The 24,891-nt window shown below is 59.0% G+C and carries 35 protein-coding genes; 22 read left to right on the top strand and 13 right to left on the bottom strand.

Translation table 11 applies throughout. The features are described from left to right. The first annotated feature begins 223 nt into the window (after positions 1-223). Positions 224-1,057 (top strand): undecaprenyl-diphosphate phosphatase, encoded by an 834-nt coding sequence (locus tag J0G10_RS20565; RefSeq protein WP_095050500.1) that lies wholly within the window; start codon positions 224-226, stop codon positions 1,055-1,057. Here J0G10_RS20565 and J0G10_RS20560 read toward each other — a convergent pair whose 3' ends face one another. Both J0G10_RS20560 and dusA read right to left on the bottom strand, forming a co-directional pair. Then, positions 1,058-1,477 carry a DUF2388 domain-containing protein gene (locus J0G10_RS20560; RefSeq protein WP_245397991.1) on the bottom strand — a complete coding sequence of 140 codons (420 nt, stop codon included), beginning with the start codon at positions 1,475-1,477 and terminating at the stop codon, positions 1,058-1,060. A 27-nt stretch (positions 1,478-1,504) separates the two neighbouring features. Then, entirely contained in the window at positions 1,505-2,515 is a 1,011-nt protein-coding gene (gene dusA, locus J0G10_RS20555; protein ID WP_220556603.1) for a tRNA dihydrouridine(20/20a) synthase DusA, read from the bottom strand. 102 nt (positions 2,516-2,617) lie between these two features. Between dusA and J0G10_RS20550 the strand changes: the two genes are divergently transcribed. After that, complete coding sequence (locus tag J0G10_RS20550; protein ID WP_220558881.1) at positions 2,618-3,742, top strand: tyrosine-type recombinase/integrase; 1,125 nt, start codon at positions 2,618-2,620, stop codon at positions 3,740-3,742. Between the two features lies 1 nt (position 3,743). On the opposite strand, the gene J0G10_RS20545 is transcribed toward J0G10_RS20550, so the two are convergent. From J0G10_RS20545 to J0G10_RS20510, 8 genes are all read right to left on the bottom strand, one after another. Then, positions 3,744-4,019: a pyocin activator PrtN family protein gene (locus J0G10_RS20545; protein ID WP_064392767.1), complete on the bottom strand. Its 276-nt coding sequence runs from the start codon at positions 4,017-4,019 to the stop codon at positions 3,744-3,746. Then, positions 4,016-4,312, bottom strand: coding sequence for a hypothetical protein (locus tag J0G10_RS20540; protein ID WP_220556602.1), 297 nt, complete (start codon positions 4,310-4,312; stop codon positions 4,016-4,018). Before J0G10_RS20540 ends, J0G10_RS20545 begins: the two co-directional genes overlap by 4 nt. Before the next feature lie 66 nt (positions 4,313-4,378). Next, complete coding sequence (locus J0G10_RS20535; protein WP_141127440.1) at positions 4,379-4,672, bottom strand: hypothetical protein; 294 nt, start codon at positions 4,670-4,672, stop codon at positions 4,379-4,381. A gap of 16 nt (positions 4,673-4,688) precedes the next feature. Further along, positions 4,689-7,487 carry a toprim domain-containing protein gene (locus J0G10_RS20530; RefSeq protein WP_220556601.1) on the bottom strand — a complete coding sequence of 933 codons (2,799 nt, stop codon included), beginning with the start codon at positions 7,485-7,487 and terminating at the stop codon, positions 4,689-4,691. Between the two features lie 2 nt (positions 7,488-7,489). Next, entirely contained in the window at positions 7,490-7,723 is a 234-nt protein-coding gene (locus tag J0G10_RS20525) for a hypothetical protein (RefSeq protein ID WP_220556600.1), read from the bottom strand. 75 nt (positions 7,724-7,798) lie between these two features. After that, entirely contained in the window at positions 7,799-8,164 is a 366-nt protein-coding gene (locus tag J0G10_RS20520; protein WP_220556599.1) for a hypothetical protein, read from the bottom strand. Then, entirely contained in the window at positions 8,161-8,634 is a 474-nt protein-coding gene (locus J0G10_RS20515; RefSeq protein WP_220556598.1) for a YmfL family putative regulatory protein, read from the bottom strand. The genes J0G10_RS20520 and J0G10_RS20515 overlap by 4 nt, the downstream gene beginning before the upstream one ends. Positions 8,635-8,663: 29 nt before the next feature. After that, on the bottom strand, positions 8,664-8,864 hold the full coding sequence (locus tag J0G10_RS20510; RefSeq protein WP_095050509.1) for a DNA-binding protein: 201 nt from the start codon (positions 8,862-8,864) through the stop codon (positions 8,664-8,666). A gap of 92 nt (positions 8,865-8,956) precedes the next feature. On the opposite strand from J0G10_RS20510, the gene J0G10_RS20505 reads away from it, so the two are divergent. Both J0G10_RS20505 and J0G10_RS20500 read left to right on the top strand, forming a co-directional pair. After that, a complete protein-coding gene (locus J0G10_RS20505; protein ID WP_177409285.1) occupies positions 8,957-9,304 on the top strand; it encodes a helix-turn-helix domain-containing protein in 348 nt (115 codons plus the stop codon). A 102-nt stretch (positions 9,305-9,406) separates the two neighbouring features. Continuing rightward, positions 9,407-9,592 carry a hypothetical protein gene (locus tag J0G10_RS20500; protein ID WP_220556597.1) on the top strand — a complete coding sequence of 62 codons (186 nt, stop codon included), beginning with the start codon at positions 9,407-9,409 and terminating at the stop codon, positions 9,590-9,592. Positions 9,593-9,647: 55 nt separating this feature from the next. Here the strand turns inward: J0G10_RS20500 and J0G10_RS20495 are convergent, their stop codons facing one another. The 3 genes from J0G10_RS20495 to J0G10_RS20485 form a co-directional block, all read right to left on the bottom strand. Further along, positions 9,648-9,905, bottom strand: a complete 258-nt coding sequence (locus J0G10_RS20495; RefSeq protein WP_064392752.1) for an ogr/Delta-like zinc finger family protein — start codon at positions 9,903-9,905, stop codon at positions 9,648-9,650. 75 nt (positions 9,906-9,980) lie between these two features. After that, positions 9,981-10,850 carry a phage portal protein gene (locus J0G10_RS20490; protein ID WP_177409286.1) on the bottom strand — a complete coding sequence of 290 codons (870 nt, stop codon included), beginning with the start codon at positions 10,848-10,850 and terminating at the stop codon, positions 9,981-9,983. Continuing rightward, the gene (locus J0G10_RS20485) at positions 10,762-12,804 is read right to left on the bottom strand and encodes a terminase large subunit domain-containing protein (protein ID WP_220556596.1); all 2,043 of its coding nucleotides are present in this window, start codon (positions 12,802-12,804) and stop codon (positions 10,762-10,764) included. The genes J0G10_RS20490 and J0G10_RS20485 overlap by 89 nt, the downstream gene beginning before the upstream one ends. 162 nt (positions 12,805-12,966) lie before the next feature. Between J0G10_RS20485 and J0G10_RS20480 the strand changes: the two genes are divergently transcribed. From J0G10_RS20480 to J0G10_RS20395, 18 genes are all read left to right on the top strand, one after another. Then, the gene (locus J0G10_RS20480; protein ID WP_220556595.1) at positions 12,967-13,893 is read left to right on the top strand and encodes a GPO family capsid scaffolding protein; all 927 of its coding nucleotides are present in this window, start codon (positions 12,967-12,969) and stop codon (positions 13,891-13,893) included. A gap of 1 nt (position 13,894) precedes the next feature. After that, positions 13,895-14,914 (top strand): phage major capsid protein, P2 family, encoded by a 1,020-nt coding sequence (locus J0G10_RS20475; protein WP_220556594.1) that lies wholly within the window; start codon positions 13,895-13,897, stop codon positions 14,912-14,914. Next, the gene (gene gpM, locus J0G10_RS20470; protein WP_220556593.1) at positions 14,911-15,633 is read left to right on the top strand and encodes a phage terminase small subunit; all 723 of its coding nucleotides are present in this window, start codon (positions 14,911-14,913) and stop codon (positions 15,631-15,633) included. The genes J0G10_RS20475 and gpM overlap by 4 nt, the downstream gene beginning before the upstream one ends. Positions 15,634-15,730: 97 nt before the next feature. Next, the gene (locus J0G10_RS20465; RefSeq protein ID WP_220556592.1) at positions 15,731-16,189 is read left to right on the top strand and encodes a head completion/stabilization protein; all 459 of its coding nucleotides are present in this window, start codon (positions 15,731-15,733) and stop codon (positions 16,187-16,189) included. Further along, complete coding sequence (locus J0G10_RS20460) at positions 16,186-16,635, top strand: phage tail protein (protein WP_220556591.1); 450 nt, start codon at positions 16,186-16,188, stop codon at positions 16,633-16,635. Before J0G10_RS20465 ends, J0G10_RS20460 begins: the two co-directional genes overlap by 4 nt. Next, positions 16,625-17,305: a phage virion morphogenesis protein gene (locus J0G10_RS20455; RefSeq protein ID WP_220556590.1), complete on the top strand. Its 681-nt coding sequence runs from the start codon at positions 16,625-16,627 to the stop codon at positions 17,303-17,305. The genes J0G10_RS20460 and J0G10_RS20455 overlap by 11 nt, the downstream gene beginning before the upstream one ends. 11 nt (positions 17,306-17,316) lie before the next feature. After that, complete coding sequence (locus J0G10_RS20450; protein ID WP_220556589.1) at positions 17,317-18,432, top strand: DUF2586 domain-containing protein; 1,116 nt, start codon at positions 17,317-17,319, stop codon at positions 18,430-18,432. A 6-nt stretch (positions 18,433-18,438) separates the two neighbouring features. Beyond that, positions 18,439-18,888, top strand: a complete 450-nt coding sequence (locus tag J0G10_RS20445) for a phage protein (RefSeq protein WP_201234000.1) — start codon at positions 18,439-18,441, stop codon at positions 18,886-18,888. Continuing rightward, positions 18,888-19,097, top strand: coding sequence for a TraR/DksA family transcriptional regulator (locus J0G10_RS20440; RefSeq protein WP_116256721.1), 210 nt, complete (start codon positions 18,888-18,890; stop codon positions 19,095-19,097). The genes J0G10_RS20445 and J0G10_RS20440 overlap by 1 nt, the downstream gene beginning before the upstream one ends. Continuing rightward, the gene (locus J0G10_RS20435; protein WP_220556588.1) at positions 19,097-19,393 is read left to right on the top strand and encodes a hypothetical protein; all 297 of its coding nucleotides are present in this window, start codon (positions 19,097-19,099) and stop codon (positions 19,391-19,393) included. Before J0G10_RS20440 ends, J0G10_RS20435 begins: the two co-directional genes overlap by 1 nt. Next, complete coding sequence (locus J0G10_RS20430) at positions 19,390-19,923, top strand: lysozyme (RefSeq protein ID WP_220556587.1); 534 nt, start codon at positions 19,390-19,392, stop codon at positions 19,921-19,923. Before J0G10_RS20435 ends, J0G10_RS20430 begins: the two co-directional genes overlap by 4 nt. After that, positions 19,923-20,438 carry a lysis protein gene (locus tag J0G10_RS20425; protein ID WP_220556586.1) on the top strand — a complete coding sequence of 172 codons (516 nt, stop codon included), beginning with the start codon at positions 19,923-19,925 and terminating at the stop codon, positions 20,436-20,438. The genes J0G10_RS20430 and J0G10_RS20425 overlap by 1 nt, the downstream gene beginning before the upstream one ends. Beyond that, positions 20,435-20,728 carry a putative phage tail assembly chaperone gene (locus J0G10_RS20420; RefSeq protein ID WP_128615523.1) on the top strand — a complete coding sequence of 98 codons (294 nt, stop codon included), beginning with the start codon at positions 20,435-20,437 and terminating at the stop codon, positions 20,726-20,728. Before J0G10_RS20425 ends, J0G10_RS20420 begins: the two co-directional genes overlap by 4 nt. Positions 20,729-20,751: 23 nt before the next feature. Continuing rightward, positions 20,752-20,892, top strand: a complete 141-nt coding sequence (locus J0G10_RS20415; RefSeq protein ID WP_191626909.1) for a DUF6890 family protein — start codon at positions 20,752-20,754, stop codon at positions 20,890-20,892. A gap of 5 nt (positions 20,893-20,897) precedes the next feature. Further along, the gene (locus tag J0G10_RS20410; RefSeq protein WP_220556585.1) at positions 20,898-22,883 is read left to right on the top strand and encodes a phage tail tape measure protein; all 1,986 of its coding nucleotides are present in this window, start codon (positions 20,898-20,900) and stop codon (positions 22,881-22,883) included. Beyond that, positions 22,880-23,197: a DUF2590 family protein gene (locus J0G10_RS20405; RefSeq protein WP_201233996.1), complete on the top strand. Its 318-nt coding sequence runs from the start codon at positions 22,880-22,882 to the stop codon at positions 23,195-23,197. Before J0G10_RS20410 ends, J0G10_RS20405 begins: the two co-directional genes overlap by 4 nt. Next, positions 23,194-24,369 carry a baseplate J/gp47 family protein gene (locus tag J0G10_RS20400; protein ID WP_220556584.1) on the top strand — a complete coding sequence of 392 codons (1,176 nt, stop codon included), beginning with the start codon at positions 23,194-23,196 and terminating at the stop codon, positions 24,367-24,369. The genes J0G10_RS20405 and J0G10_RS20400 overlap by 4 nt, the downstream gene beginning before the upstream one ends. Beyond that, positions 24,366-24,890 (top strand): phage tail protein, encoded by a 525-nt coding sequence (locus tag J0G10_RS20395; protein ID WP_128615526.1) that lies wholly within the window; start codon positions 24,366-24,368, stop codon positions 24,888-24,890. Before J0G10_RS20400 ends, J0G10_RS20395 begins: the two co-directional genes overlap by 4 nt. Position 24,891: the final 1 nt, after the last annotated feature.

Genomic DNA, 24,891 nt, shown 5'->3' with positions numbered 1-24,891 from the left:
TTGAGTGTGGCAATTCATAAGACCTATTCTTTGAGATCAAAAGATCGTCCGATCGCGGCCCGAACCTTCGGCAGCTCCTACAGGGGAATGCATTTCAAAATGTAGGAGCTGCCGAAGGCTGCGATCTTTTGATCTTCATATACGCCAATTGTGTAACTTCAGATACTCAACCCCTGAGTGTTATTACCCGGTCGCTCACCAAGAGCGCTCTGACGGAGGATTAATGGATTTCTGGACCCTTTTCCAGGTGTTGATATTAGGTGCGGTAGAAGGCCTGACCGAGTTCTTGCCGATCTCGAGTACCGGCCACCAGATCATCGTCGCCGACTTGCTGGAATTCGGCGGCGAACGCGCCATGGCCTTCAACATCATTATTCAACTGGGTGCCATTCTTGCCGTCGTCTGGGAGTTTCGACCGAAGATCTTCGACATCATCAAAGGCCTGCCCACCGAACGTAATGCACAACGCTTCACCCTCAACTTGCTGATCGCTTTTCTGCCCGCCGTGGTCTTGGGCGTATTGTTCGCCGACGCGATCCACGAATACCTGTTTAACCCGATCACCGTCGCCGTGGCACTGGTGGTCGGCGGCATCATCATGTTGTGGGCCGAACAGCGCAGCCATGTGATCAGCGTCGAACACGTCGACGATATGCACTGGTCCCACGCACTGAAAGTCGGATTCGTACAATGCCTGGCGATGATTCCCGGCACCTCGCGCTCCGGCTCGACCATCATCGGTGGCCTGCTCTTCGGCCTGTCGCGAAAAGCCGCCACCGAGTTCTCGTTCTTCCTCGCCATGCCCACCATGGTCGGCGCCGCCGTGTACTCCGGCTACAAATACCGCGATCTATTCCAGCCCAACGACCTGCCAGTCTTCGCCCTCGGCTTCGTCACCGCATTCATCTTCGCCATGATCGCCGTGCGCGGCTTGCTCAAGTTTATCGCCAACCACAGCTACGCCGCGTTCGCCTGGTATCGGATCGCGTTTGGTTTGTTGATTCTGGCAACGTGGCTGTTTGGCTGGGTCAACTGGACCGCCGCAGCGGCCGCCTGATCACTGAGCGCTGATCAACGCCGCAACGGCGAGATCGTTTAACGCCGAATCCGGCGACTCCTGTCGATAGCGCTGCAAGGCCGAGGTGAAATACGCGGCCTGCAGCATGCCGTCGCTGGCCAGATAGAGTCGCGCGTCTTCCTGTTCTTCAGCAGAGTAAACACGTTTATGGCTGTCGGTCGTTTCCTGGCTAGACGAAATAGGCGCGAGGAATAAAGACACCAGGGTGAAGCCGGAAAACTGCGTCACCTCCCACGGCGTATCGGTACGGCCCATACAAAAGCCATCGCAGTGCGCATAAACGTCGGAAGTGAAGCTGAACAAGGCGAGGAGGGTGAAGCGCTTGAAAGCAGAAAAAGTAAACGCGGGCATAAACAAAAGACATCCTGTCAGTACAACAAAACAGCGGGCAACGCTCATGCGTCGCCCGCACACTCAAACCATCAATCAACGACCTTCAAGCAACTCGGCCGCCTGATCCAGCAACGCCAGCGGATCCTTGGCCTTGTGAATATCCACCGACAACAACTGACGGAATTTCCGCGCCCCCGGGAACCCCGTGCCCAAGCCCAGCACATGGCGCGTGATGTGATGCATCGCCCCACCGGCCAGCAAATGCTCGGCTATATAAGGACGCAACTGCGCCAACGCCTCAGCCCGACTGATCACCGGCGCCGAACTGCCAAACAACTGCTGATCCACCTCCGCCAGCAAATACGGATTGTGATAAGCCTCACGCCCCAACATCACACCGTCGAACGTCTGCAAATGCTCATGGCAGGCCTCCATCGTCTTGATCCCGCCATTCAGCACAATCTCCAATTCCGGAAAATCCGCCTTCAGTTGCGCCGCCACGTCATAGCGCAATGGCGGAATGTCGCGATTCTCCTTCGGCGACAACCCCTCCAGAATCGCAATCCGCGCATGCACGGTAAAACTGGTGCAGCCGGCATCGCGGACGGTGCCGACGAAATCGCACAGCTCCGCGTAACTGTCCCGACCGTTGATGCCGATGCGATGCTTTACCGTTACTGGAATCGTCACTGCGTCTTGCATTGCCTTCACACAATCCGCCACCAGTTGCGGATGCCCCATCAGGCACGCGCCGATCATGTTGTTTTGCACACGATCACTTGGGCAGCCGACGTTCAGGTTCACCTCGTCGTAACCGTGCTCCTGGGCCATGCGGGCGCAGGCGGCCAGGTCCAATGGAACGCTACCGCCTAACTGCAGCGCGAGAGGGTGCTCGGCTTCGTTGTGACGGAGGAAACGTTCGTGATCGCCGTTGAGCAGCGCGCCGGTGGTGACCATTTCGGTGTAGAGCAGGGCGTTCTTCGACAGGAGGCGTAGGAAGAAACGGCAATGGCGGTCAGTCCAGTCCATCATGGGCGCAACGGAGAACCTTCTAGACAGCGTAGAGCCGGTGTTTGTTGGGTATGTAGCTGATTTATGTACCATTTTGCTCTACGTGTTCTAGGCCGATTTCAGGGGGTAAATAGGCGTTTTCTGAGGTCGGTTGGTACAATGTACCAATCACTTTTCCAATTGTACCAGTTGACTATGGCCACGATCAGAGCACGGAAACGCACCGACGGCAGCACCAGTTACACGGCACAGATACGCCTGTTTCGCGATGGGGTGCAAGTTTACCAAGAGAGTCAGACCTTCGCCCGAAAACAGGCCGCACAGGCTTGGGTGCGTAAAAGAGAAACCGAGCTGGACGCACCAGGTGCGATCGAGCGGGCGAACCGACCTGGTGCGACGATCAAGGAAATGATCGATCGCTACTTGGCTGAAATGACCAAGGCGCGCCCTCTCGGGAAAACGAAGCTCGGTACGTTGAAGGCAATTAGCGAGTGCTACCTGGGAAAGTTGAACGACAGAGATATAAGCAGCCAGCACCTGGTCGAGTATGCGTTATGGCGCATGGGTAAGGAGGGTGGGGGCGTTCAGCCTCAGACCGCTGGCAACGATCTCGCACATCTGGGCGCGGTTCTCTCGATCGCTCGACCCGCTTGGGGTTATGAGGTGGATCCGCATGCAATGGTGGATGCGCGCCGAGTATTAAAAAAGCTCGGTTACAACATGAAAAGCCGCGAACGCGATCGCCGGCCCGCCCTAGACGAACTTGACAAGCTGCTTACACACTTCCGGGATATCCAAACCCGTCGTCCAACTTCTATCAACATGCTTAAGCTGACGGGTTTCGCGTTGTTTTCCACGCGTAGGCAAGAAGAGATCACTCGGATCCTATGGGATGACTTGGACGAAGCTGGCCAGCGGGTGCTGGTTCGTGACATGAAGAATCCAGGCCAGAAGATCGGTAACGACGTCTGGTGTCATTTGCCGCCAGAAGCATGGGCGATACTTCAGACCATGCCTAAAGTGTTGCCTGAGATTTTTCCTTACAGCGCTGAATCCGTGTCCACGTCCTGGACAAGGGCCTGCAAAATCCTGGGCATCGCAGATCTGCACTTTCACGATCTGCGCCACGAAGGCGTCAGCCGGCTTTTCGAAATGGACTGGGATATTCCGCGAGTGGCGAGTGTGTCGGGACATCGAGATTGGAACTCGATGCGCCGTTATACCCACCTGCGCGGGCGAGGGGATGTTTATGCAACTTGGGAGTGGTTCGAGCGCATCCTGCAGGCGCCCGTAAAGCTAGGCGCCAAAACGTTGAAGTGAGTTAACTGCTGCGCGGTGCGCTATTCAGTTGGTTACTTTCTTTGACTGCTGCAGCGCGCTGCTCATCCAGGTAAGCCGACAGGTCTGCAATATGAATACCTTTCGCGCTTTTCTGACTCGGCTCCATGCGAGTGATAGGGAGCTTTATCTGGCCGGCCCCCACTTTGCGTTGGAACATGTCTGTTGTCAGGTGCGTGAAATAATCCTGACACACTCGATCCAGCGGAATTACCACTTGGCCATTGTATTGAGCCATCAGTACAAACAACGTTTTCATAGTGCGATTCCTTCGAGTGAGTTAGGTCGATCAATTGGGGTTAGGTTGGCTGTTGAGCTGCCAGCCAGTAGTTGAGCGACAACAGCGAACTCTGCCGCGTCGATGTCGCCCAACTCCTTGGCGAAAGTGGTAAGGCATTCGAGACGGATCCGCGCTACCTCGGTTTTCCGTACCTGGTAATCAAACAGTGCTGTACCGACGATTCTGATAGCCATCAGATGCCGAGCATGCGGGTCACCGTTGATGAGTGTGTTAGCCTTCGAATCACTGCTGCTTTGGTGCTGTACTTCCATGGTGTTGCCCTCGGTGGTGGTTGATGTCGGGGAGGTGCAACTCCTCGACATCGTTTCTTTATTCCGTCAGTCCTGGCGGGCCAGGTGAATGATCAGGTCGGCGTACTTCGGATCTTCCTCAGTGCAGGACTGCCATTCGATTACGCTCAAAATCTGCTGTGGGCTGCACGCGTCCACCAGGATTTCACGTTGGCCACCTGCGGCACGAACCTCAAGAATCTGCAGCAGTCCGTCCACCCCATAAGCACCGGCCTGAATGACCGGCTGGCTTTCGCCGATCCCTTCCAACCGGTTCTGGATCTCCTGCAGCTTGCTTGTGTTGCCGTCGCCGGCATTGCCCATAAAGATTTGGATTTGCATCGGTGTAGCCTCCTTTTCACGCTTTGAAGATCCAGCACTTGACCGTGGTAGGGCGACCCGGCGCCAAGGGTGTCCTGCTGTTCATGGCTGCGCGGACTGCGCTATGTACGGCCTTGTTTGCTTCCAGAAACTTGTGCGAGCGGGACTCTTTGAGCAGGTCGCGCAACGTGGCCACGTCGGCCAGCTTCTGTTTGTGTTCAGCAGCTCTTTCGCTGAATTCGTTGAGGTTGATCGCGATGACGCTTGGGTCACTGCTGTGATCAACCAAGGGGTCATCGTTGAGAGACTCGAGGTAGTCGTAGACTTCCCAGAATTCAGCAACGGCCGGGTGGTCGGAGCTGATCGAAGCCTGGCGCTCAATCGCCATGCGGACGATTTGGCGCTGGGTCGCGGCTATTTGAGGCTCATCCAGTTTCAGAATCAGGCGCAGTGCATCAAGTAGAGAAAGCAGTTGTGCGTGGTTCTTGCTGATCCGCTCCACGCGGATGTAGCCGCGCAGGTCATAACCGCAACTGCTGCAGTTGCCCTGGTCGCTGACATAGGCCGTGCTGCAGGCAAAACAGTGCGTGTGCAGGCGGCGCAGCTTGGCTTCGTGTTCGGGCATTCGCTGGGCGAACAGATCAAGCACAGCGGATTCTTTACCCACCGCTTTCAACAGAAAATGACTGAGGACGCCGCCGTCCAATGCGTTCAGCTGATCAGCGGCCGCACGGCTCTCCGGGGTCACGGTCGGGCGTACGAAGTGCAGTTTTACGATGCGCGTCATGATCGCTTCGTGGGCAATCACCGCCGCGTTCTGGCTGATGGCGATCGTTCCCCGAAATGGCGGTTCGTACGTCTCGTTGCCCGCCGTCTTGACGCCTTTGGTGGCCAGCGTGCCGCCGCCGTAAAAGTCTTTCAGCTCATCCCATTCGAAGGTTTTCGCGTGTGCCCGATCGTCGCTATGGCGATCGGCTTCCAGAAACACCACCGGCATACCTGAGACTTGGCCCATCAGGCGCGAGCGTCCGGCCTTGGTCGATTTCATCGGGTCGAAGCCTTCATAGCCTTCGCGTCCGAGCAGTTTCCACAGCAGGTTGAGCAAAGTGGTTTTGCCGGCACCTGCTTCACCGGTGGCTTCCAGAAACGGGAAGGACTGGTAACGCGCGCGGATCTGTTCGCAGAACAGCGAGCCGAAAAAGAACACCAGCGCAACGAAGCCCTGGGCGCCGAAGCAGGTCCACAGCAACCGCACCCACTGCTCGTTGAAGTCTTTACCGTCCCGCTGCAGCTTGATCGGGACGCCTTTCTGCAGGGTTTTCAGGCGCAACTTGCCGAACTCGAAATAGTCTTCGCTGTTGACCTTGTAGGTGGTGCCGTCCTTGATTGCGATATCGCCATACACGTAGCAGGCGTATTCCTTGCTGTAGCCCACGTAGTCAATGGTCGACACGGTTTTGATGCCGAACAGCTGGTCCTTCATCAGCTTGTCGAGCTGCTGGCCGCTGCCCGTGAACATGGCGCCGGCGGCCATGCCGAGCAGGCGCTTTTTGAATTCACTGGCGGCGGACAGCTGGCCGCTGGTGAACGTGTTTTTTACGCTTTCAGAGTCGTGGGGGAAGTCCACGCGCAGGTAATACCAGGACTCGTCGGTGACTTCGTTGCGCTGAAAGTACAAGGCTTGCGGGTAGCAGTTGGCAATCTCCACGACGCTACCGGACTGCTGCAGCGCCTTCTCGCGCTGTTGCGCCTGGTTGAGCAGCTGGTCGTCGTGGTTCTCGCTGTCCTCGATGTCGGACATGGCCCGGTTGAATTTCTCCATGTCCAGCTTGAACCAGTACAGACGGTTGCCAAAACCCAGGTGAAATTCCCCGCGCTTGTTCCAGTCGTACATGAGCAGGGCTTTTTCCGCTGCGCTTTCTGCCAGCAGCAGGGCGCCCTGGTGCCGGGCCTGTTTGAGGTCCGTTGCGATCTGTTCGGCGCGCTTGGTGTCGTCCTGAATAAAATTCCAGCGCTGGTGCAGGTCGTTCCAATCAGACTTGCGGCCGTCACGTTGCGGGATCTGTGCTGACTCGCAGACGAAACCCAGGGCACGGGCTTCGCGGACCCAGCGCCGGGTGTAGGCGTTGGCGCTCGGTTCGTTGTCCAGCGCCCAGACCAACTTGGGCAGCTTGCCGCCCTCACGGGTTTTGATCAGGGCCTTGAGCGAGTCCCCAGGGAACGCATTGGACGACATGGCCGATACGGCCGCGATGTCGTTGTGCACCAGAGCGATGGCGTCAAAGATCCCTTCGACAATCCAGATTTCCTTGACCTCGAGCAGGTCGACGCAAGGGGGGCACCACCAGACGCCGCGATAGCTGTCCTTGGATTTGAAGCGTGCTTTCATCTTGCCGAAACGGTGCGGCTGATCGATCAGCCGTTCCCACCAGCCGCCTTTTTCCAGCGCAAAGCGCACCGTGGCGCTGCCGGCGTTGTGTTCAGGCGAGTAGAAACTTTCCTGCGTGAACCAGCCCTGGATCAGTTCAAATCGAAAGCCCCGGGCGTACTCCAGATAAGCCCGTGCAGTGGCGTTGGGGTGCTGGTCCGTCGCCGGCGCACGCTTGCTCCAGTCCTCAAACAGATCGTCGTACAGCTCTTTTACGTGCAGGGTATGGCCGCACTTTTCCGGGCGACCACAGATCACCATCCATGGTGTATCGAATCGGGAATACAGCTCCTTTTTCTTGCACTTGGGGCAGGTGCCACCGCGCATGTAATCGGTGCCTACGCGGTGCTTCAGTCCGAAATCGAACTGGAGGCGTTGCAACACGTCGTGGCGGAGATCTTCTTTCATGATTACTTCACTGCTTTGAGGCTGAGGGAGAGGGCGGCCATCAGGCGTTTCTGGGCGGCCATCACCGGAGTTCTTTCGAGGATCGAGCTGTGCCGTTTTTCTTGCGGGACATACCGGTATTCATCCGCGTACCAGTAGTCGTTGAGGCTCAAGCGGTACTGCTCACGCATCGCAGCCAGAAGTGCCTCGGCCTCTGCAGGTGGCAGCTGGGTGGTCACAATTACGACTTTTCCCATCTTGAAACCTCGATTTGGGGCGCAGCTCACCCAAACCCACGGAGTGCGGGGCAGGCGTTTGTGTGAGGGTTGGTGTTACGAGTTGGCTAAGCGAAAGCGGCCAAGGTCCGGCGCGTTGATGATTCGCTCATAGATGAGGCTGACCGGTACGGCCCATTGTCGGCCGGTGACCGGATCAACGATCACGGTGTGCGTCGACGTGCTGCTCTGGATGTTCAGGCGTTGCCGATCGCGAACGGCGACCATGGTGGTGCCTGCCAGGTGAACGATTTTTTCAGCGACCTGCGTTTGCACGTCGTAGTCTGCAACCAGGTATTGAACAGCCCGGCTGAACAGTTGCTGATCGTCGCTCAGGTGTTCGCAGTGGTGACGCTCAAGAAACGCCAGCGCGGCGCTCTGCAGGACATCCTGGTATTCCGGTACTGCAGACAAATTGTTCATTGAGCCTTTCCTGCGCGGTAGAGAGCGATGGCAGCCAGCACTTCTGCGTGCCTTGCTGCTACGTGGAGGTTATGCGCGTCCATGATGAATTCGGCTTCTTCATCACTGATCGAACCGTCTTCAAGAGCGGCGGCAATTGCTTGATCAACACACCCTCGCTTTGCAGAAACCTGCACGGAGCGTTTGTAGAGTTCGACATTGTCGAGCGTTTCAGGATCGGCCACCGGTACGAACAGTCCCCCATACATCGAGGCGACGTAAGTAGGGAAGTGCTGAGTTCCACAGTCCTGCTCGAGCATGAAAACTTGTAAGTCGCTGAGGGGACTGCAACCAGCATTTTCGTAGGCATGGTTGTCGAATTTTTTAAGCTTCAGACCCAAGCGCGCAGCAGCGGCTTCGCGTCCGCCAGCGTAGCTGCGGATGATCTCGCTCATGACTTCTTTGCGAGTGTCTAGGATTGGACTTTTCAACTTCTACTTTTCCCTGTGGAGCGCCGCGATTACTGTTCAATTACGCCGTCTTTGATGCCTAGCAACACGGCGGCGCGATGTGCCTCCCCTCGGCGACCTTTGATCCGACCGTTCAAAAGGTCGCTGACCAAATTTTTGTTCAGCCCATGCTTGCGACTGAACTCCGCGATACTTAGTCCCTTTCGATCGAGAGCCGCCCGGGCTTGCTCGTGCGTAATGGTGGCGGGCATAGTGTTCCCTCTGTTCATTTGTGTTTGTTTGCGTTTGTCTGTGGTGATTCTTGGTCAAAAAAATGATCAAGTCAATGGTGGTGACTAAAAAAATGCTCATAGCGGATCGAGTAGGTGAACGCCTCAGGGAAGAGCGCGAGCGCTTGGGGTTAAATCAAACAGAGTTTGGAGTCCTACTGGGAGTCAGTAGGGGAACGCAAAAGAACTACGAACTGGGAGCCAGCTCTCTTGACCTTCGTTACGTCACGGCCCTGGAAGAGAAGGGGGTAGATGCGGCTTACGTGCTTACGGGACGTCATGCGACACCGTTGGGCCAACTTTTTAGCCCCTCGGAAGAACAGATGATCATGCAATTCAGGTCGATCCCTGATGATGATCAGAAGGCGATTCGTCGTTTCCTTGAAGCGATGGCCGACGACGCCGCCCGGCACCGGTCTTAACTCGCAACAATCCCGCACAGTCATTGGGGTATCTCTTATTCCAATGCAGTTGCGCACACCCCATAAAGTCCATTCAGCAATGCACTTTATGGAGTAGTTAGCATGTTGGATCGCAAGAAGAACGATCACATCAACCTCGAACACGCCGGGTCGGAAACTACCGTACTCACGGACATTGAGCGTCGACTGATCGATCTGTATCGCCGGCTGAGCCGCATTGAACAGCAACAGGTTCGTCGCGTGGCCGAGATACTGGCAATCAACCCAAAGGAGAAAGTAGAGGGCTGACCGTCATTCCTTGAATGATCCCGATCGCCGGCGCTATAGCGTTGGCGGTTTGCAACTACGCCACCGCCTGCGATCCCAACTGCTCGAAAAGCTCCCGCTGCTTCGCTCGGGGCATTTCCCGCAAGCGATCGATCAACATCCGCTCGAATGTCTGCGATGACGGACTGAGCGTGTGCGAGAACGTCAGATTTGCCACCCATGTGTGCCCGCACTTTGCGTCCAGGCACTGGCAGTACAGTTTTACAAAGGCTCTGGTTACCTCTTCCCGCGAGGCAATCCGGCCCTTGTGTCCGCAATTGCATACAACTCTCATTGTGTCCCTCCCCAGGGGCAGCTGATCGCCACCATATTGCCACAATATGTAGTGGCTTTCTCTCCGTTTGGTTGTTCAAGTAGTTGTATCCACTGCTTCAGGAGCAGGCTTCCAGCTGAAGCGCCTATCTTCTCGCAGCTTGTCATTCAGTTGGTTGAACAACTGGCAGATCGGCCGGATCTCGTTGCTGGTGTACACGCGATCGATCTTTTCGATGTCTCCGAAACCACCGGTGTTTTCCGGGATGATGCCGGCCAGTGCCGGGTTCATGCGCCAGGCGGCGATAACGTCGTTTCGGGTGATGTTCTTCACCTTCTCCAGTTCGTCTTTCGCTTGGAAGTCACCCACGGGGATGATCTGGATCGCGTTTTCCTTGCCGTTGGGGATGTTGACGAACATCGAGCGGAAGTTGCCCACGCCCTTGCTGGCACTGATCTGGGCGCGCAGCTCGTCTTCGTCCTCTTCGGTCAGGTCAGGATCGTTGGTGTAGAAGATGTAACCGGCGTGCGCGCCGTTGCTGTAGTACCGACGGCGGAAGAGGGTGGCCGCCTCATTGAGCAGCAGCGCCTGCAGGCCGCCCAAGTAGTCCGGGATCCCGTAAATGTTCTGTTCCACGTCGTAATCCAGGACGTGTGAAATCTCGTGTTGTTCGAACTCCATTTCCTTGTTGTCGGGCAGCAGCATCACGAAACCTCCGTCGACCTTTACCCGCATGTTGATGGCCGGAAGGTGCTGCAGCTCCAGCACTTGGCCGAACGCGTTGGTGTCGTTGTAGAAATACGACTCTCCGAACACCATGTAGTCCAGCCCTGCACGACCCATCGTCTCCGTGCTGCAGCCTGCCGAGGGGATGAACTCACGCAACAGCAGGTTGCGTTTGAATTTTGGAATGGCGCCGTGGTGCGCGTTGGCGCGCAGCAGCTTGGCCAGGCCAGCCCGTGACACCGGAGGTTTGTAGATCTTGCCGTCGTCGCTGGGGAACACGCCCACGTACTCTCCGATGTTGCCGGACAGTACTTGTTCCGGTTCCCCGAACGTAAATGAGCGCATCGGTTGCTGCGTTGGTTGGGCTACGTGTTGCTTTCTGCGCTTGCGGTTGGCCATGGCTACTCTGGTTACTCGTGACGTAGCGGCTGCGACGCCGCTTGTTGGTGTTCAAAGGTTCGTTGGACAGGGCGTGCATCACCGCCCAGGCAATGTCGGCGTGACCGGTGGCTTCGGTACGCGATGCGCTGTAGGTGATCTGGCCACTGTTGGTGGCGCCGCGCTTGATCGTCAGGAATGCCTGGGCGATATCGGTCCAGCCGGCGTCCCACTCGATGCGACTGCCTTGGATCGTGTCCTGGGCTTTGAGCACCAGAGCGTTTTTCGCCTCAAGGCTGTAGTGAATGGGCGTCGCTTTGGCGTAAAAGTCGCGCACCAGATCGAACACGCCGTAACCCACGCCGGTGACGTCAATGCCGATGTGCTGGACGTTGAAGCGCTCGGTCAGCTTCTTGACCTGTGCAGCCTGGTAGGTGAACGAGTGGCCACGCCAGCTGTGCTTCTCCAGAATCCGGAATTTCGCCCCGGGTTCGAGTGGCGGCGCGATGACCACGCAGGTGGCGTCGTCGCGGGTGCGGCTTGGGTCGTAGCCCAGCCAAACCGGACTGTTGCCGAAAGGTCGATCCAGCTCCGCGTTGTAGTCCTCCCACAACGACAGATCCGAATAGCAGCGTTCCAGATCCTTGAGGCTGAATGCGCTTTGGGTGCTGTCGATGAACTTGCAGTAGAACAGCTGCTGAAATTTGTCTTCGTCGTACTCCAGCTGCAGCTGCTCCAAGTCGAACAGATCACAGCCGCCGGCGATCGCATCGTCCAGGGTGATCGTCTTGCGCCACTGGCCGTCCGGACACAGCGCGCCCTGCGTGTAAGCCGCTTCGCTCGGCCACACGCCGCCGGCCTTCTTGCCGCGTTTGCTGTTGCGGAATTCATCGCCCGACCAGAATGGGTACGCCTGGTGCGACACGGCGCTGGGCGTCGAGAAATAGGTTTTGCGCCACTTCTTGTGTGTGCCCATAGCGCTGGCCACGGTGCTGAGTTTTTCGAAGTCGCGAATCCAGAAATATTCGTCCACGTAGACGTGGCCGTGATAGCCCTGGGCAGTGCTGCTGTTGGTGCTGAGAAAGCGTAGTTCGGCACCGTTGCTGAGCGTGATCGGGTTGCCGGTCAGCTCGATATCAAACCATTGCTTGGCGAACTGGATGATGTAGCTGCGGAAGATCTCGGACTGCGATCGGCTGGCCGAAAGAAACACCTGGTTGTCACCGCTCAACACGGCGTCCATGAACGCTTCGCCGGCGAAGTAGTAGGTCAGGCCGACCTGTCGGCTTTTGAGGATGTTCCGGACGCGGCGTGTCAGCGGGTTCTGTTTCGCCTCGAACAGCTCTTTCTGGTAGCCGTACATCTTCGAGATGAATTTATCGAGGAAGTCCACTTCGGTCAGGCCGCCGACGTCGTTCTTGGCCTTCTTTTCGCGCTTCTTGGCGCCGCCTTCGCCGCGTTCACGACGTTGACCAGGCTGGCGTTCGCGAGGCTCCCCCGGTGCGTCCGACGGCGCAGCCTGTGCAGGCTTGGCCGCAAGTTTTTTCAGCCGCTCAAGTAGGCCCGTCAGTCGCTCCAGTTCGTCCAGTTCGGCTTTCGTCAGCGGATCGATCTTTTCCAGGATCAGGGTGATTCGCCGGTTGACCGCGCTCAACGGTTCTTCATCCGTCAGCATCTCGTCCCAGCCGCCTTGGCGGATCCAGTAGTACACGATTCGTATGTTGGGCAGCTTCAAATGCGCCTGTATTTCCTTCACCGAACAGCGGCGCAGGTAGAGGCGTTTTGCGGCTTCTTTAACTTCGGTCGGGTAGTTCATGGGCCGCAGTCTATGCGGCGAAAACCCCGGAAACGCGGAGTTAAATGCTGCGATCCGCCTATCTCTCGAAAATAGGAGAACCCTGAATTTCAACCGTTTGTTTGGCGGTAAACGGCTCCCTATCGTGGCGGCTCATTCAACGATTGAGCGCAGTCACCACTCATGCCCCGTTCCCTTGTCTCCTACTGGAAACGTGTAGCCACCAGCGGCCCGACCGTCGATGGCCGCGAGATCCTTCCCCAGGAACTGCGCGACATCGCCGAGACCTACACGCCGACTTTGTACACCGCTGTTATCTGGTGTGAACACGAACGCTGGTTCGGATCCCACGGAACGGTTTTCGCTGTGCGCCTGGTCGAGGAGGGCGACGATCTGGAGCCTGGCCAAGTCGCCCTTGAAGCGCAACTGAAGCCAAACGACAAGCTGCTGCGCCTGAACGACGCCGGCGAAAAGCTGTTCACCAGCATCGAGATCAAGCCGAATTTCCGGGGCCGTGGCAAAGCCTATATGACCGGTATCGCCGTCACCGACGAACCTGCCAGCGTCGGCACGCAGGAACTCTACTTCTCCAGTCGCACCAGCCGCGATGCTTACTACGCCGCATCTCAAGAACTCGGCCCTCTACGCGAAACCGAAGCGCAGGGCGAGATTGGCCGTCTTGTCGGCATGTTCACCCGCCTATTCAAGCGTTTCGGCATTGACGACACCGCCGCCGAAACCACTCCGCAAACCCCAACCGAGAGCAAACCCCCAATGGATGATGCTACCGCCACGGCTCTGAAAGCCCTGCTGGCCCAGCTGCTGGTCGTCGCTGCCGGCATTCAGGCCGTGATTGAGCCTGCAGCCGAAGACGCACCAGAACCCGATCAAGCCCCGATCGATGACGTCAGCGCGGCAGTCGACGAGATCGTCACCACCGCCGAAGAAGAACGCGAATTCAAGCGCAACGGCGGCAGTTCCAACAAAGCAGTGTTGGCAGCTCTGACCAGTCTGCAGCAACAGTTCACCACGCTGCAGAACACCAGCACCGGCCGTCAGTTGCCGCGTTCCACCGGCGCAGCCGACAAAACCAAAGCGCGGGTACTCTGACATGGCCCGCTCCCTGAGCGCCTACGGCGCCAAGATGTATGCAGCCATGCAACTTGCCATGGCCGAAACCTATGGTGTCGAGCTGTCCAGCAAGATGTTCAGCGTTGAGCCGTCCATCACCCAGGAACTGAACGACGCCATCACCGCCAAGTCGGACTTCCTCTCGCGCATCAACGTCATTGGCGTGAGCGAAATCAAGGGCGAGAAGGTGTTCATCGGTGTGTCCGGCCCGGTGACTGGCCGTACTAACACCAAGACCACCGATCGCGAGGCGAAAGACGCCTCCGAGCTCGAAAACACCACCTACGAACTCTCGTCCACCGAGTCGGACGTGGGTCTGCCGTACGCAAAAATCGACGCCTGGGCCAAATTCCCGGACTTCCATCAACGTTACTCGGCTGCTGTGCAGAAACAGATCGCGCTGGACCGCATCATGGTCGGTTTTCACGGCCTGAAAGCCGCTGCACAGACCGATATTGCCGCTTACCCAATGCTGCAGGACGTGAACAAGGGCTGGCTGCAACAACTGCGCGAGCAGGCCCCACAGCAGGTACTCAAGGAAGGCAAAACCGCTGGCAAAGTAATCCTGGGGCAGGGCGGTGATTACGCCAACCTGGACGCTCTGGTGCATGACACCAAGCAAATGGTGGATGAGCGTCTGCGCGATGGCGGCGACCTGATCGCCATTATCGGCACCGACCTGTTGGCGGCTGACAAGGCCAAGCTGTACGCCAAGCAGGGTGATACACCCACCGAAAAAGAGCGCATCGAGGACGCCCAAGTGATCGCCACTTATGGTGGTCTGCCAAGCTTCAGCGTGCCGTTCTTCCCGGTTAACGGCGTACTGGTCACCAGTTGGGACAACCTGTCGATCTACTTCCAGGACTCCAGCTGGCGTAAGCAAACCGTAGACAACCCGAAACGCTCCCGCGTCGAGGATTACAACAGCCGCAACGAAGGTTACGTGATCGAACAGCTGGAAAAGATCGCGTTTACTGAAAACGTCGAGTTGGCCGCATGAGCCTGGCCCTTGCCCACAAGCGCCGTACTTTGGCACAGGGAACCGCTGCAGTAATCGCTGCAGCCGCCGCACCGCTGGCGTATTCGCCGGCGGAAGCCCTGAGCAGCCCGGCCAACGCGAAAAAGCACCTGCTGCTGATGGAAGCCTCTCTGGACCAGGATCTGCAGCGCCTTAGCGATATCAAGGGTCTCGCCGGGCGTCAGGCACTCAAGCGCGAGGAACTGCTGCCCAAGTATCAGGACTTCATTCAGCGTTACATGGATTCGGGCCTGGTGATGCCGAACCGTGTCCTGGTGCAGGTGATGGTCTGGCTATTCGACACCGAGCAGTTCGAAGACGGCCTGGCACTGGCGGACTTTGCGATCGGGCAGGGGCAGGAAATGCCCGAGCGGTTCAAGCGTCGCGACGTGCAAACCTTCGTTGCGGACGCCGTGATCGACTGGGCTTACGCCGAATACAACGCGCAGCGCAGCCCGGAGCCGTACCTGTCCGATTTGCTGCCGCGTGTCGACGGTGAGTGGGAGCTGACCGAGCAGATCCCGAGCAAGTACCACAAGTTGATCGGCATGCGCGCCATGGAGGCCGAGCAGTGGGAAACCGCGCTCCAGCACCTGGAACGTTCCACTGAGCTGTACGCGAAAGCCGGCAATGAGACGCGCATTGCGAAGTGCCGCAAGGCGATCGCCAAACAAGCACCCGCCGTGATCGGCGCCCAATAACCGACTACCCCCCCAGCGGGGAACTGTGGACGTGTGTCTGCCATTCATGGCCAGCCCCACGAAAAACAGTCTCCCCGCCCTATTTGAGCGGCCAGCAATGAGCTTTTCCGGGAACCCCACCACCTTTGTGGAACAGACGATTGAGAACGACGGCTTTTGGCCGAACCTCTCCGTGTCCGAGTTCCAAAAGGGCTACCGCTTGCCGGCGGAGTTCCTGGGCACGTTGCTGGTCGACGCCCTGAGTATTGCCATGGCCGAGGTCAATACAGACCTGGCCAAGCTCCAAAACCGCTGGCAGCTCCTCGGCATTGCCAACGTCGAAGCGGCCGGACAGTCGACGCCTGAAAGCGCACTGCGGGTCAGCTTGTACAAGCGCGCCGTGTATTGCCGCGCCAAGGCCAGCGCCTTGCCTCAATTTGCATCGGTTACCCGCCGCGAAAGCGCTGAGAACACCGCCAAGGAAGCGCCCGAGCTTAAAGAAATCTTCTTGGCATTCAGCCAATCCGCCGTTCGTGCCCTGCAAGGCCGTGGCCGAATCACGGCGGCGCTGCTATGACCAAGCTGCAAGGGCTGACCACCTACCTACGGGAACGCCGTCTGGTCGCGCCTGAACAGCTCGACAGTTTCACCGAGCAGGTGAAGCTCTCGCTGATCTGGAAACCCGACGTCGACGGCATGCACTTTGCCGACATGCACTATCGCGCCGCGATTGTCCTGGAGCGTTTCGCCGACCATCCGGCGCGCCTGATGGCTCTGGTTGGGAGTTGGTTGGAAAACCACGACACCAACCGCGACCACCATGAACTGCCAGCGCCGGAATTCCTTGTAGAGCCGTTGGATAACGATCTGTTCGACGTGGAAATCACGCTGGAGTTTGTCGAGCCGCAGTATTTGGCCGAAGACCCTACCGGCGAGATCGACGCCTTCGGCAAGAGCTGGGCTTTCGTCCCGTTTGACCTGTGGATTGCCGAGAACGGCGAGGTGGCCACCGGTGAGCGCTAATCCGTGCGACCTCGATGTCAGGGGCCTACTCAACGTCGACGCTCAACTGGCGCTGCTGGAGCTGCCGCCGGTGCTGCGCCGTCGTCTGCTGAACAACGTGACCAAGCGCGTGCGTTCGATGAGTCGCAAGCGTCAGCGCGCCCAGCAAAACGTTGACGGCTCGCCGTTCGCCGAGCGCAAGGGATCAGCCAAGGGCAAGAAAAAGATGGAAGCCGGGCTGGCCAAGCTGCTGCAAGTCACGCGAGTCAGCGCCGACGAAGCCGAACTGGGTTGGAAAAACGCGCTGACTCGCTGGGTCGCCACGCAACAACACAACGGCGCCACCGAGCGGCGCACCGCTGCCCAGATGCGCCGCTGGAACACCGTCCCGCCTGGCATCGCATGCACTGAAAAACAAGCGAAACGCCTGCGCCGTTTGGGTTTTCGCGTCCGCCAGAAGGGCAAAAAGACGCCGGCTAGGCCTTCGGTTGCATGGATTCAACAGCATGTGAACTACGCCAAGGCCGGTCTGCTGATCCGAATTCTGAACGATGAGAAAACCGAGACATCTGGCGCGCAAAGCTGGGACATCACCCTGCCAAAACGTCAGTTCCTCGGCGTGGCGACCGGCAATGAAACCCGCGAGCTGGTTAACCAGGTCTTTCAACAAATCCTAACTTCACCCCGTTAACGAGGCACTACATGGCACTCGGTCAAGTCACCGTCGACAACCTCAATCTAGGCCAGGGTGCCGTGACAGAGGTTGAGCGTTACTTTCTTTTCATCGGCCCTGCCGCCAAAAACGTCGGCCAGGTCATCCCGCTGAACACCGACAGCGATCTGGACGCCGCCCTGGGCATCCCGGCGAGCGACCTGAAAACCCAGATTACCGCCGCTCGGTTGAACGGTGGCCAGCGCTGGGCCTGCATGGCGGCTCCGGTCGGCCCCGAAGGCGATTGGGCCACCGCACTGCAGAAAACCCAGCAACAAGGGGTGTCGGTGGAAGGGGTAATTATCACCAAACCCGTGACAAAGGGTGACGAACTGTCGGCCATGCATGACGCGGCCGTTGCCCTCAACAACACCTACGGCCGCCGGGTTTTCTTTCTGGCGAGCAGTGCCGGGATCGCCGTCGACCAGACCTGGGCGCAGTACCTCACCGAGCAAAAAGCGTTGGTAGCGGGTCTGGCAGCGCCGCGCGTTTCACCGGTACCGCAACTGCACGGCAATGACCTGGGCGTGCTGGCTGGCCGCTTGGCTAATTCGGCAGTCAGCATCGCTGATAGCCCGATGCGCGTGGCCACCGGCCCGGTATTGGGCCTTGGCGACGTGCCCATTGATAGCGAGCTGATTCCGCTGCCGTCCGCTGTACGCAGTGAACTGGATCGGGCGCGGTTTTCTGTCACCCAGACCTATCCCGACTATCCGGGTGTGTACTGGGGTGACTGCAACATGCTGGACACCCCCGGTAGTGACTTTCAGGTCGTGGAATACCTGCGCATCACCGATAAGGCCGCTCGCCTGATCCGTCCGCTGCTGATCCGCCGTGTCGCTGATCGTCGCTTGAACAACACGCCCAACAGCATGGCGGTGAATACCAACCAATTGATGGCGCCACTGCGAGCCATGGCGAAGTCCATCAAGTTCAACGGCGAGGTGTTCCCCGGTGACATCGAGCCGCCGAAAGACGGCGACCTGGTGCTGGAGTGGCAGAGCAAAACCAAAGTCGCGGCCTACATCAAGCTCAAACCCCTCAACTGCCCGAAAGACCTCACGGCGAACATTGCCCTGGATCTTTCCATTGACAAAGCGGAGTAACGCCCCATGGCAAAGATTGGCGGCAAGAACTTCGACGTGAGCCTGGGCGATATCGCGCTGCACGTCGAAAGCTGCACCCTGGACATCACCGACAACTCGGCCGTGGCCCAAACCCGGGGCGTGCCTGACGGTTACGTCGACGGCGACGTGGCCGCTGCCGGTGAACTGGAGCTGGATAGCTCCAACTTTGAGTTGCTGATCGACGCGGCGCGATCGGCGGGCAGCTATCGCGAATTGAAACCGTTCGATGCGGTGTTCTTCGCTAAGGCCGGTGAGGACGAACTGCGTGTGGAGGCGTTCGGCTGCAAGGTGAAGATCTCCAGCCTGTTGTCGATCGACCCGAAGGGTGGCGAGAAGACCAAACACAAGGTGCCGTTCGACGTCACCAGTCCGGACTTTATCCACATCAACGGCGTTCCCTACCTGGCTGCGGCCGAGATCGAGGGGATCCGTTAATGGTGGACTGGTTCGACCGCGCCCAGGAGCTGGAGCAACGCCAACGTGACCAGGCGATCAAGGCCCAGCTACTGACGCCTGTGCCGGTTGGGCCAAGCCTGACCCATTGCGAGGACTGCGACAAAGAGATCCCGCCGGCACGCCGTGCGCTGGGCGGTAAAACGCGATGCGTCCCGTGCCAGACGGGCTTTGAGCAGAGTAAACGCTGATGACCACTGACGCCTTGCGCCTCGGAGTGCTGGAACAGAAATTCGCTGTCTTCGAACACCGGCTGGGCGAGCTGGAAGACCGCCATGAAACCGTGCCGACCCGCGTGACCAAGCTGGAACAAGGGTTTGAGCATATGGCCGGGCAACTGTCGGAACTGAACGCTGGCCAGCAGACCCTGACGGTCGCGGTAAACGATATCGGCGCAAAGGTCGGCCGCTTGCTGACCATCCTCACGCTGGTCGGAGCCGTCCTGCAAATGGTTGTGCCGGCACTGCTGCGGGTGTGGTTTCCATGAGCCTGCGCGGCAGGATTCAGGCCGGTGTGATTGCGCTGGCCAGCGCCCCGCTGGTGATCTTCCTGGGCACTTGGGAAGGCAACGGCCAGAACACCGTTTATGCGGACAAGCTCGCCGGTGGGCTGCCCACGGTTTGCAAGGGCATCACCCGGTTTACCAGCCCGTACCCGGTCGTCGTCGGCGACTACTGGTCACCCGCCAAGTGCGCCGAGGTGGAGCAACTGGTGATCCGCAAAACGCAGCTGCAGCTCGCCGAGTGCATCACCAACCCGAACGTGGGACAGACCACGTTCGACGCACTCACCAGTCATGGCCACAACTTCGGCGTGACCAGCACCTGCGCCAGTCGAGCGGTCGCGCTTATCAACGCCGGCCGCATCGCCGAGGGCTGCAAAGCTCTGGCATGGGCGCCGGACGGCAAGACGCCGGTATGGGCCTTTGTGACTGACGCCAAGGGCCAGAAGCGCTTTATTCCGGGCCTGCACAACCGCCGGCTGGCCGAATCCCGGCTGTGTGCGGAGGGCTTGTGATGCTGCGCCAAGCCTTGTTCCTGGTCGTGTTGTGCCTGGTCGCCTGGATCGGTTTTGACTCGCTCGAAGGCCAGCGCGACGAAGCCAGGCGCGAGCGTGATAGCGCGAAATGGGAGGCCAGCGGCCTGCGGGAAGCGGCACGCATCAGCGGCGAAATGCTCGCCGAGCGGGACGCGATCGACCAACGAAACACCCAGGAATTGACCGATGCACTCACTGAAAACGAGCGCCTGCGCCGCGCTGTTGGCGATGGCTCTGGCCGGTTGCTCGTCCGCGCCACCTGTCCCGCCACCGGATCTGTGCCCGCCACCACCGGCACCGCCCGCGTGGCTGATGCAGGACGCGCCGAACTCGCAGCAGACGCTCGACCGGATTATTTCACCCTTCGAGATCAACTCGCCTTAAGCCGGCAAATGATCCTCGGACTGCAGCAATACGTCCGTGGCGTGTGCCTGCGATCGCCAGCGCACCAGGACACAAATTTTCCCAACCTCAACAAGAGATCTACCCCATGAGCCAACAGAACAACACCGAAATTACCCTGGAAGTCGGCGAAGCGGAATTCACGTTCAGCCTGACCCCGGCTGACGTGACCAAATACTTCAATGCCCTGACCCAGACCAACAAGGTCGCCCCGGGCAATAACCTGCTGATGACCACCGTCAAGCAAGAGGAAAAGGCCACGCTGAAACCGTTGCTCGGCAATCCCGTGATGGTGATGCAGCTCGCCGGCGCGCTGCTTGAGGAGTACGCGCCGAACGTTGAGGTGATCGTAAAAAAGCGCACGAGCACGCTGAGCGCTTAAGCGAAAACGGCTTGGGCCAGCTCATGGCCCTGACGAGCCGCTGGCTACCTGGTGCCGAACCCACGCCCGAGGCGATGGGGACGGCCAAGTGGCTGGAGGACGAATACTGGAAACGCATGGAGTTTGCCGTGGCTAACGGCATCGCTCTTGCGCTGAACGGGTAACGACATTGGCAGACCGTAGCGCCAGCCTGGCTTTCATCCTGAGCCTGACCGACAAGGTCACCGCGCCCCTGGGCAAGGTGAAAATGGGTTTTTCCGAGCTTGCGGATCAGAGCGAACAGCACATCAAGACGATCGGCTTGGGCATGGCTGGCGTGACGGCGGCTGTGGTCGGGATTCGTGAGTCCATGGAACCGGCGCTGGAGGTCAATCGCGCTCTGGGCGACGTCCGATCGCTGGGCGTGGCCGAGGATGCGTTGTCTGCGCTCAATGCCAAGTCGCTGCAATTCGCCGTCAGCTATGGCGAGAACGCCAAGGATTTTGTGGCCTCGGCTTACCTGATCGAGGGCGCCATTAAGGGACTTGCCGGCAACCAGCTCGCCACGTTCACCAACACCAGTAACTTGCTGGCAAAGGCCACCAAGTCCGACGCCGAAACCATGGGTGAATACGTCGGCACGCTCTACAACCTGCAGAAGTCCCAAGCGGATGCGATGGGGAAGGGCGCGTGGGTGGAAAAACTCGGCGGGCAAACCGCGCTGGCCGTGCAGCTGTTTCGCACGAGCGGCGCCGCGATGAAGGACGCCTTCAAGGAAGCCGGCGCGATCGCCACCACATCCGGCGTCGATCTCGCCGAACAGATGGCGGTGATCGGCACGCTGAGCAGCACCATGGAAGGCGGCGACGCTGGCGGGCGCTACAAAGCGTTTTTCGAAAACATCGGCGCCGCCTCTGAAAAGCTCGGCATGCAGTTCACCGATCAGCAGGGGAAAGTCCTGCCGATGATGACCATCCTGGACAAGCTGCAGGGCAAGTTCGGTGATCTGACCACCGCGTCTGCCGGGGCCAAACTGGTCGAAGCGTTCGGCGGTGAAGGCGCCCAGATAATCGGTGCGCTGGCCAAGGATACCGATCGGCTGCGCAACGGCATCGAGCAGCTGGGCAAGGTGCGCGGTCTCGAAAATGCCGAGCAGATGGCCCGGGCGATGGTCGATCCGTGGCAACAGTGGGCGTCCCTGGTCGAGGTCATGCGCGTGGTGTTTGGTCAGGTGCTGATCCCGGTGCTGACGCCGTTCATGAACAAGATGGTGGACATCGGCAAAACCCTGGTGCGTTGGTCGCAGCTGTTTCCCAACATCACCCGGGTGATCGGCATCACCGCACTGACCATCATGGCGATCGTCGGCGCCATGTCGTTGTTGACCGTCGTGGTCGGCGTTGCACGGATGACCTGGCTGGGTCTGGTGTCGGTGTGGAAGGTTGTCCAGCTGCTCAACCTGCGCACCGTTGCCGGCTTCGTCCTGCAGAAACTGGCAATTCTGGCTTACATGGCCGTGATCTACACGCTCAGCGCCGGCCTTGCCCTGGTGCGTGGGGCCATGCTGCTGTGGCAGGGCGCGATCTGGCTGGTCAACGCGGCACTGTTGGCCAACCCGATGGTTTGGGTTGTGGTCGGTGTTCTCGCGTTGGTGGCGGTCATTGTCGCGGCGGTTCACTACTGGGACGAATGGACGTCTGCCTTGATGAATACGGCCGCGTTCCAGTTCGTCGCCGACAAGCTCCAGAAGCTGTCCGACTGGTTTAACTCAATGGGCGGTTGGGCAGGCATGGCCAAGGCGGCATGGGACAGCATCGTCGGCATTTTCACCACGGCCGTTAACGGCGTGATCGAGCTGCTGAACAGCATCCCGGGCGTAAACATCGAAGCGCGTTTCGGCGGCATGCCTGACGTGCCTGGCGTCGATGCTGCGACCAATGCCGCTGACACCGCCAACGCGGCGCAGAAAGCCCAGCAGACCATCAACGCGGCAATCCCCAGCCTTTCGCCGGCGCGCCCTTCAGCGGTGCCGCCCGGTGGCTTGCTGACCAGCATCCAGAACAACAACAGCAGCCAGAGCAAGGGCACGCATGTGGAGAACGTGATCATTCACACCGCCAAACCGATGAACCCGCTGGAAGTGGAAAACATGGTCGCCATGGCGGTCGGCGGATGAGCGAATACATAGACCTCTTGATCGTCGACAACGACCTGGCACTGGATCCGTCGCATCAACCTTTGCTCATCGATGACCGCGCCTGCATCGCCCAGGACATCGCTCACATGATCCGCGACAGCGGGTTGTTGGTGACGCTGGTCGCTGAGCGCGATCGGCTGCGGCAGCGCGACTGCATCCAGCAACTGGAACTGCTGGTCGAGAACGATCAGCGCCTGGTGCCCGGTACGGCACGCATCACCCAGCAGGAACCGGGCGTGTACCTGGTCACTGCGAAAACCCTGAAATTCGGTTCGATTGAGGTAAGTCTGTGAGCCAGGTCGATTTTAAAAAGGTGATCGCCGACGCCGGCATCCCGACCACCGAGGCCGGTTTGAAGGCCGCGTGGGAAAAGGAGGTTGAAGCCCAAGGCGCGAAGGTGGCCAACACCAGCAGTTATTCGCCGTTCTGGCGGGTGATGACTGCGCTGGTGACCAAACCGGTGTTGTGGCTGCTGGACTTTCTGTGTCTGTCAGTGCTGCCGAACTTCTTTGTGAAAACGGCGGTGGACGCCTGGCTGGACATGCTCGCTTGGGCGGTCAACGTCGAGCGCAAGGGTGCGACCAAAGCCCAAGGCAAATTGCTGTTTACCCGGGCTGTGCCGGACGGCGTGCTAGAGCTGGAAAAAGGCATTGTGGTGCAGTCAGCGGCCATCAACGGCAACGTCTACAAACTGGTCACCACGGCGCCGGCGACATTCGCAGCAGGCCAGCTGCAGCTGGAAGTGCCGGTGGAGGCGATCGAGTCCGGCAGTGGCTTCAACCTCGCCCCGGGTTACTACGCGATCTTGCCGGTGCCCATCCCCGGCATTGTCCAGGTGGTGAACAAGGACGGTTGGCTGGAATCACCAGGTGCGGATCCGGAACCGAACGACCAGCTGCGTTTGCGTGTGCGCAATCAGTTCTCGGCGGTGAACCAGTGGCACACCGACGCGGTGTATCGCGCCATGATCTCGGCCTTCCCGGGCGTACGTCCGGACGGCGTGTATTTCGAACACGGCGCACCGCGTGGGCCGGGCAGTGCAAACGCCTATGTGCTGTTTGACGCGGGTGTGCCGGCGGCCAGTTACCTGGAAAAGATCAACGCGCATATCCGCGACCAGGGCAACCACGGCCACGGCGATGATCTGCTGGCCATGGTCATGCCGGAAACTCTCTCCAGCATGGTCGTGAACGTCTGGCCGTTCCCGAATCAGACGCCAGAGCAGAAAGCCACACTGAAGCAGGAGGTGGAATTCTTTGTGCGTGCTGCCTTTCGCGAAAGCACCCCCCGCGACTACCAGCCCACGCTGACTTATCCGCAAGCGCGATTCAGCAAAAGCCGCCTCTGCACCGAGCTGCACGAACAATTCCCAAACATTGAAGCCGTGAAAATCACGCCGATGGTGGATGCGGTAAATGGTCTGTCTATTCCTCGACTGGAGAACCTGACGGTGGTGATTCAGTGATCAAGATCAAATTGCCGTTCTGGCTTGAAGGCACTGAGCTTTCAAAGCTGGTCAGTGCTGCACAGGCGTGGTGGGAAACCGTCACCGGTTGGCTGCGCTGGCCCTATTCGCAGATCGATCCCGATACCTGCCACATGAGCATTCTTGAACTGTGGGCCTGGCAGCGCGACGTGACGCGCTTTCAAGGTGAACCGGAATCCCTGTTCCGCCTGCGTGTGAAATACGCCTTTATCAACTCCGTCGACGCCGGAAGCACCGCCGGCTTGAAGCGCATTTTTATGCGTCTTGGCGTGGGTTACGTCGAGATCGAGGAGCGCCAGCCCGATCGGGATTGGGACGTCGTACTGCTGAAATTCAGCAACGCCCAGTTGTCGCTGAACCCTGAGCTGTTGCGCGTGCTGATCCAGCAATACGGCCGCACCTGTCGCCGTTATGACTTCGTGACCATCACCCCCGTGGGGCTGCAAATCGCCCTGATTGACTTCAACGACGACCAGCAAACGCTGGTTGCCAGCCTGTAGG

This window comes from Pseudomonas germanica, assembly GCF_019614655.1.
GTDB lineage: Bacteria > Pseudomonadota > Gammaproteobacteria > Pseudomonadales > Pseudomonadaceae > Aquipseudomonas > Aquipseudomonas neuropathica.
Note: the sequence above shows the minus strand (reverse complement) of the source record. Positions and strands in the feature narration are given on the sequence as shown.

Coding starts and splice junctions, on each gene's coding strand:
- J0G10_RS20565 (WP_095050500.1), top strand. CDS start 224: ATGGATTTCTGGACCCTTTTCCAGGTGTTGATATTAGGTGCGGTAGAA.
- J0G10_RS20560 (WP_245397991.1), bottom strand. CDS start 1,477: ATGAGCGTTGCCCGCTGTTTTGTTGTACTGACAGGATGTCTTTTGTTT.
- dusA (WP_220556603.1), bottom strand. CDS start 2,515: ATGGTACATAAATCAGCTACATACCCAACAAACACCGGCTCTACGCTG.
- J0G10_RS20550 (WP_220558881.1), top strand. CDS start 2,618: ATGGCCACGATCAGAGCACGGAAACGCACCGACGGCAGCACCAGTTAC.
- J0G10_RS20545 (WP_064392767.1), bottom strand. CDS start 4,019: ATGAAAACGTTGTTTGTACTGATGGCTCAATACAATGGCCAAGTGGTA.
- J0G10_RS20540 (WP_220556602.1), bottom strand. CDS start 4,312: ATGGAAGTACAGCACCAAAGCAGCAGTGATTCGAAGGCTAACACACTC.
- J0G10_RS20535 (WP_141127440.1), bottom strand. CDS start 4,672: ATGCAAATCCAAATCTTTATGGGCAATGCCGGCGACGGCAACACAAGC.
- J0G10_RS20530 (WP_220556601.1), bottom strand. CDS start 7,487: ATGAAAGAAGATCTCCGCCACGACGTGTTGCAACGCCTCCAGTTCGAT.
- J0G10_RS20525 (WP_220556600.1), bottom strand. CDS start 7,723: ATGGGAAAAGTCGTAATTGTGACCACCCAGCTGCCACCTGCAGAGGCC.
- J0G10_RS20520 (WP_220556599.1), bottom strand. CDS start 8,164: ATGAACAATTTGTCTGCAGTACCGGAATACCAGGATGTCCTGCAGAGC.
- J0G10_RS20510 (WP_095050509.1), bottom strand. CDS start 8,864: ATGCCCGCCACCATTACGCACGAGCAAGCCCGGGCGGCTCTCGATCGA.
- J0G10_RS20505 (WP_177409285.1), top strand. CDS start 8,957: ATGCTCATAGCGGATCGAGTAGGTGAACGCCTCAGGGAAGAGCGCGAG.
- J0G10_RS20500 (WP_220556597.1), top strand. CDS start 9,407: ATGTTGGATCGCAAGAAGAACGATCACATCAACCTCGAACACGCCGGG.
- J0G10_RS20495 (WP_064392752.1), bottom strand. CDS start 9,905: ATGAGAGTTGTATGCAATTGCGGACACAAGGGCCGGATTGCCTCGCGG.
- J0G10_RS20485 (WP_220556596.1), bottom strand. CDS start 12,804: ATGAACTACCCGACCGAAGTTAAAGAAGCCGCAAAACGCCTCTACCTG.
- J0G10_RS20480 (WP_220556595.1), top strand. CDS start 12,967: ATGCCCCGTTCCCTTGTCTCCTACTGGAAACGTGTAGCCACCAGCGGC.
- J0G10_RS20475 (WP_220556594.1), top strand. CDS start 13,895: ATGGCCCGCTCCCTGAGCGCCTACGGCGCCAAGATGTATGCAGCCATG.
- gpM (WP_220556593.1), top strand. CDS start 14,911: ATGAGCCTGGCCCTTGCCCACAAGCGCCGTACTTTGGCACAGGGAACC.
- J0G10_RS20465 (WP_220556592.1), top strand. CDS start 15,731: ATGAGCTTTTCCGGGAACCCCACCACCTTTGTGGAACAGACGATTGAG.
- J0G10_RS20460 (WP_220556591.1), top strand. CDS start 16,186: ATGACCAAGCTGCAAGGGCTGACCACCTACCTACGGGAACGCCGTCTG.
- J0G10_RS20450 (WP_220556589.1), top strand. CDS start 17,317: ATGGCACTCGGTCAAGTCACCGTCGACAACCTCAATCTAGGCCAGGGT.
- J0G10_RS20445 (WP_201234000.1), top strand. CDS start 18,439: ATGGCAAAGATTGGCGGCAAGAACTTCGACGTGAGCCTGGGCGATATC.
- J0G10_RS20440 (WP_116256721.1), top strand. CDS start 18,888: ATGGTGGACTGGTTCGACCGCGCCCAGGAGCTGGAGCAACGCCAACGT.
- J0G10_RS20435 (WP_220556588.1), top strand. CDS start 19,097: ATGACCACTGACGCCTTGCGCCTCGGAGTGCTGGAACAGAAATTCGCT.
- J0G10_RS20430 (WP_220556587.1), top strand. CDS start 19,390: ATGAGCCTGCGCGGCAGGATTCAGGCCGGTGTGATTGCGCTGGCCAGC.
- J0G10_RS20425 (WP_220556586.1), top strand. CDS start 19,923: ATGCTGCGCCAAGCCTTGTTCCTGGTCGTGTTGTGCCTGGTCGCCTGG.
- J0G10_RS20420 (WP_128615523.1), top strand. CDS start 20,435: ATGAGCCAACAGAACAACACCGAAATTACCCTGGAAGTCGGCGAAGCG.
- J0G10_RS20415 (WP_191626909.1), top strand. CDS start 20,752: ATGGCCCTGACGAGCCGCTGGCTACCTGGTGCCGAACCCACGCCCGAG.
- J0G10_RS20405 (WP_201233996.1), top strand. CDS start 22,880: ATGAGCGAATACATAGACCTCTTGATCGTCGACAACGACCTGGCACTG.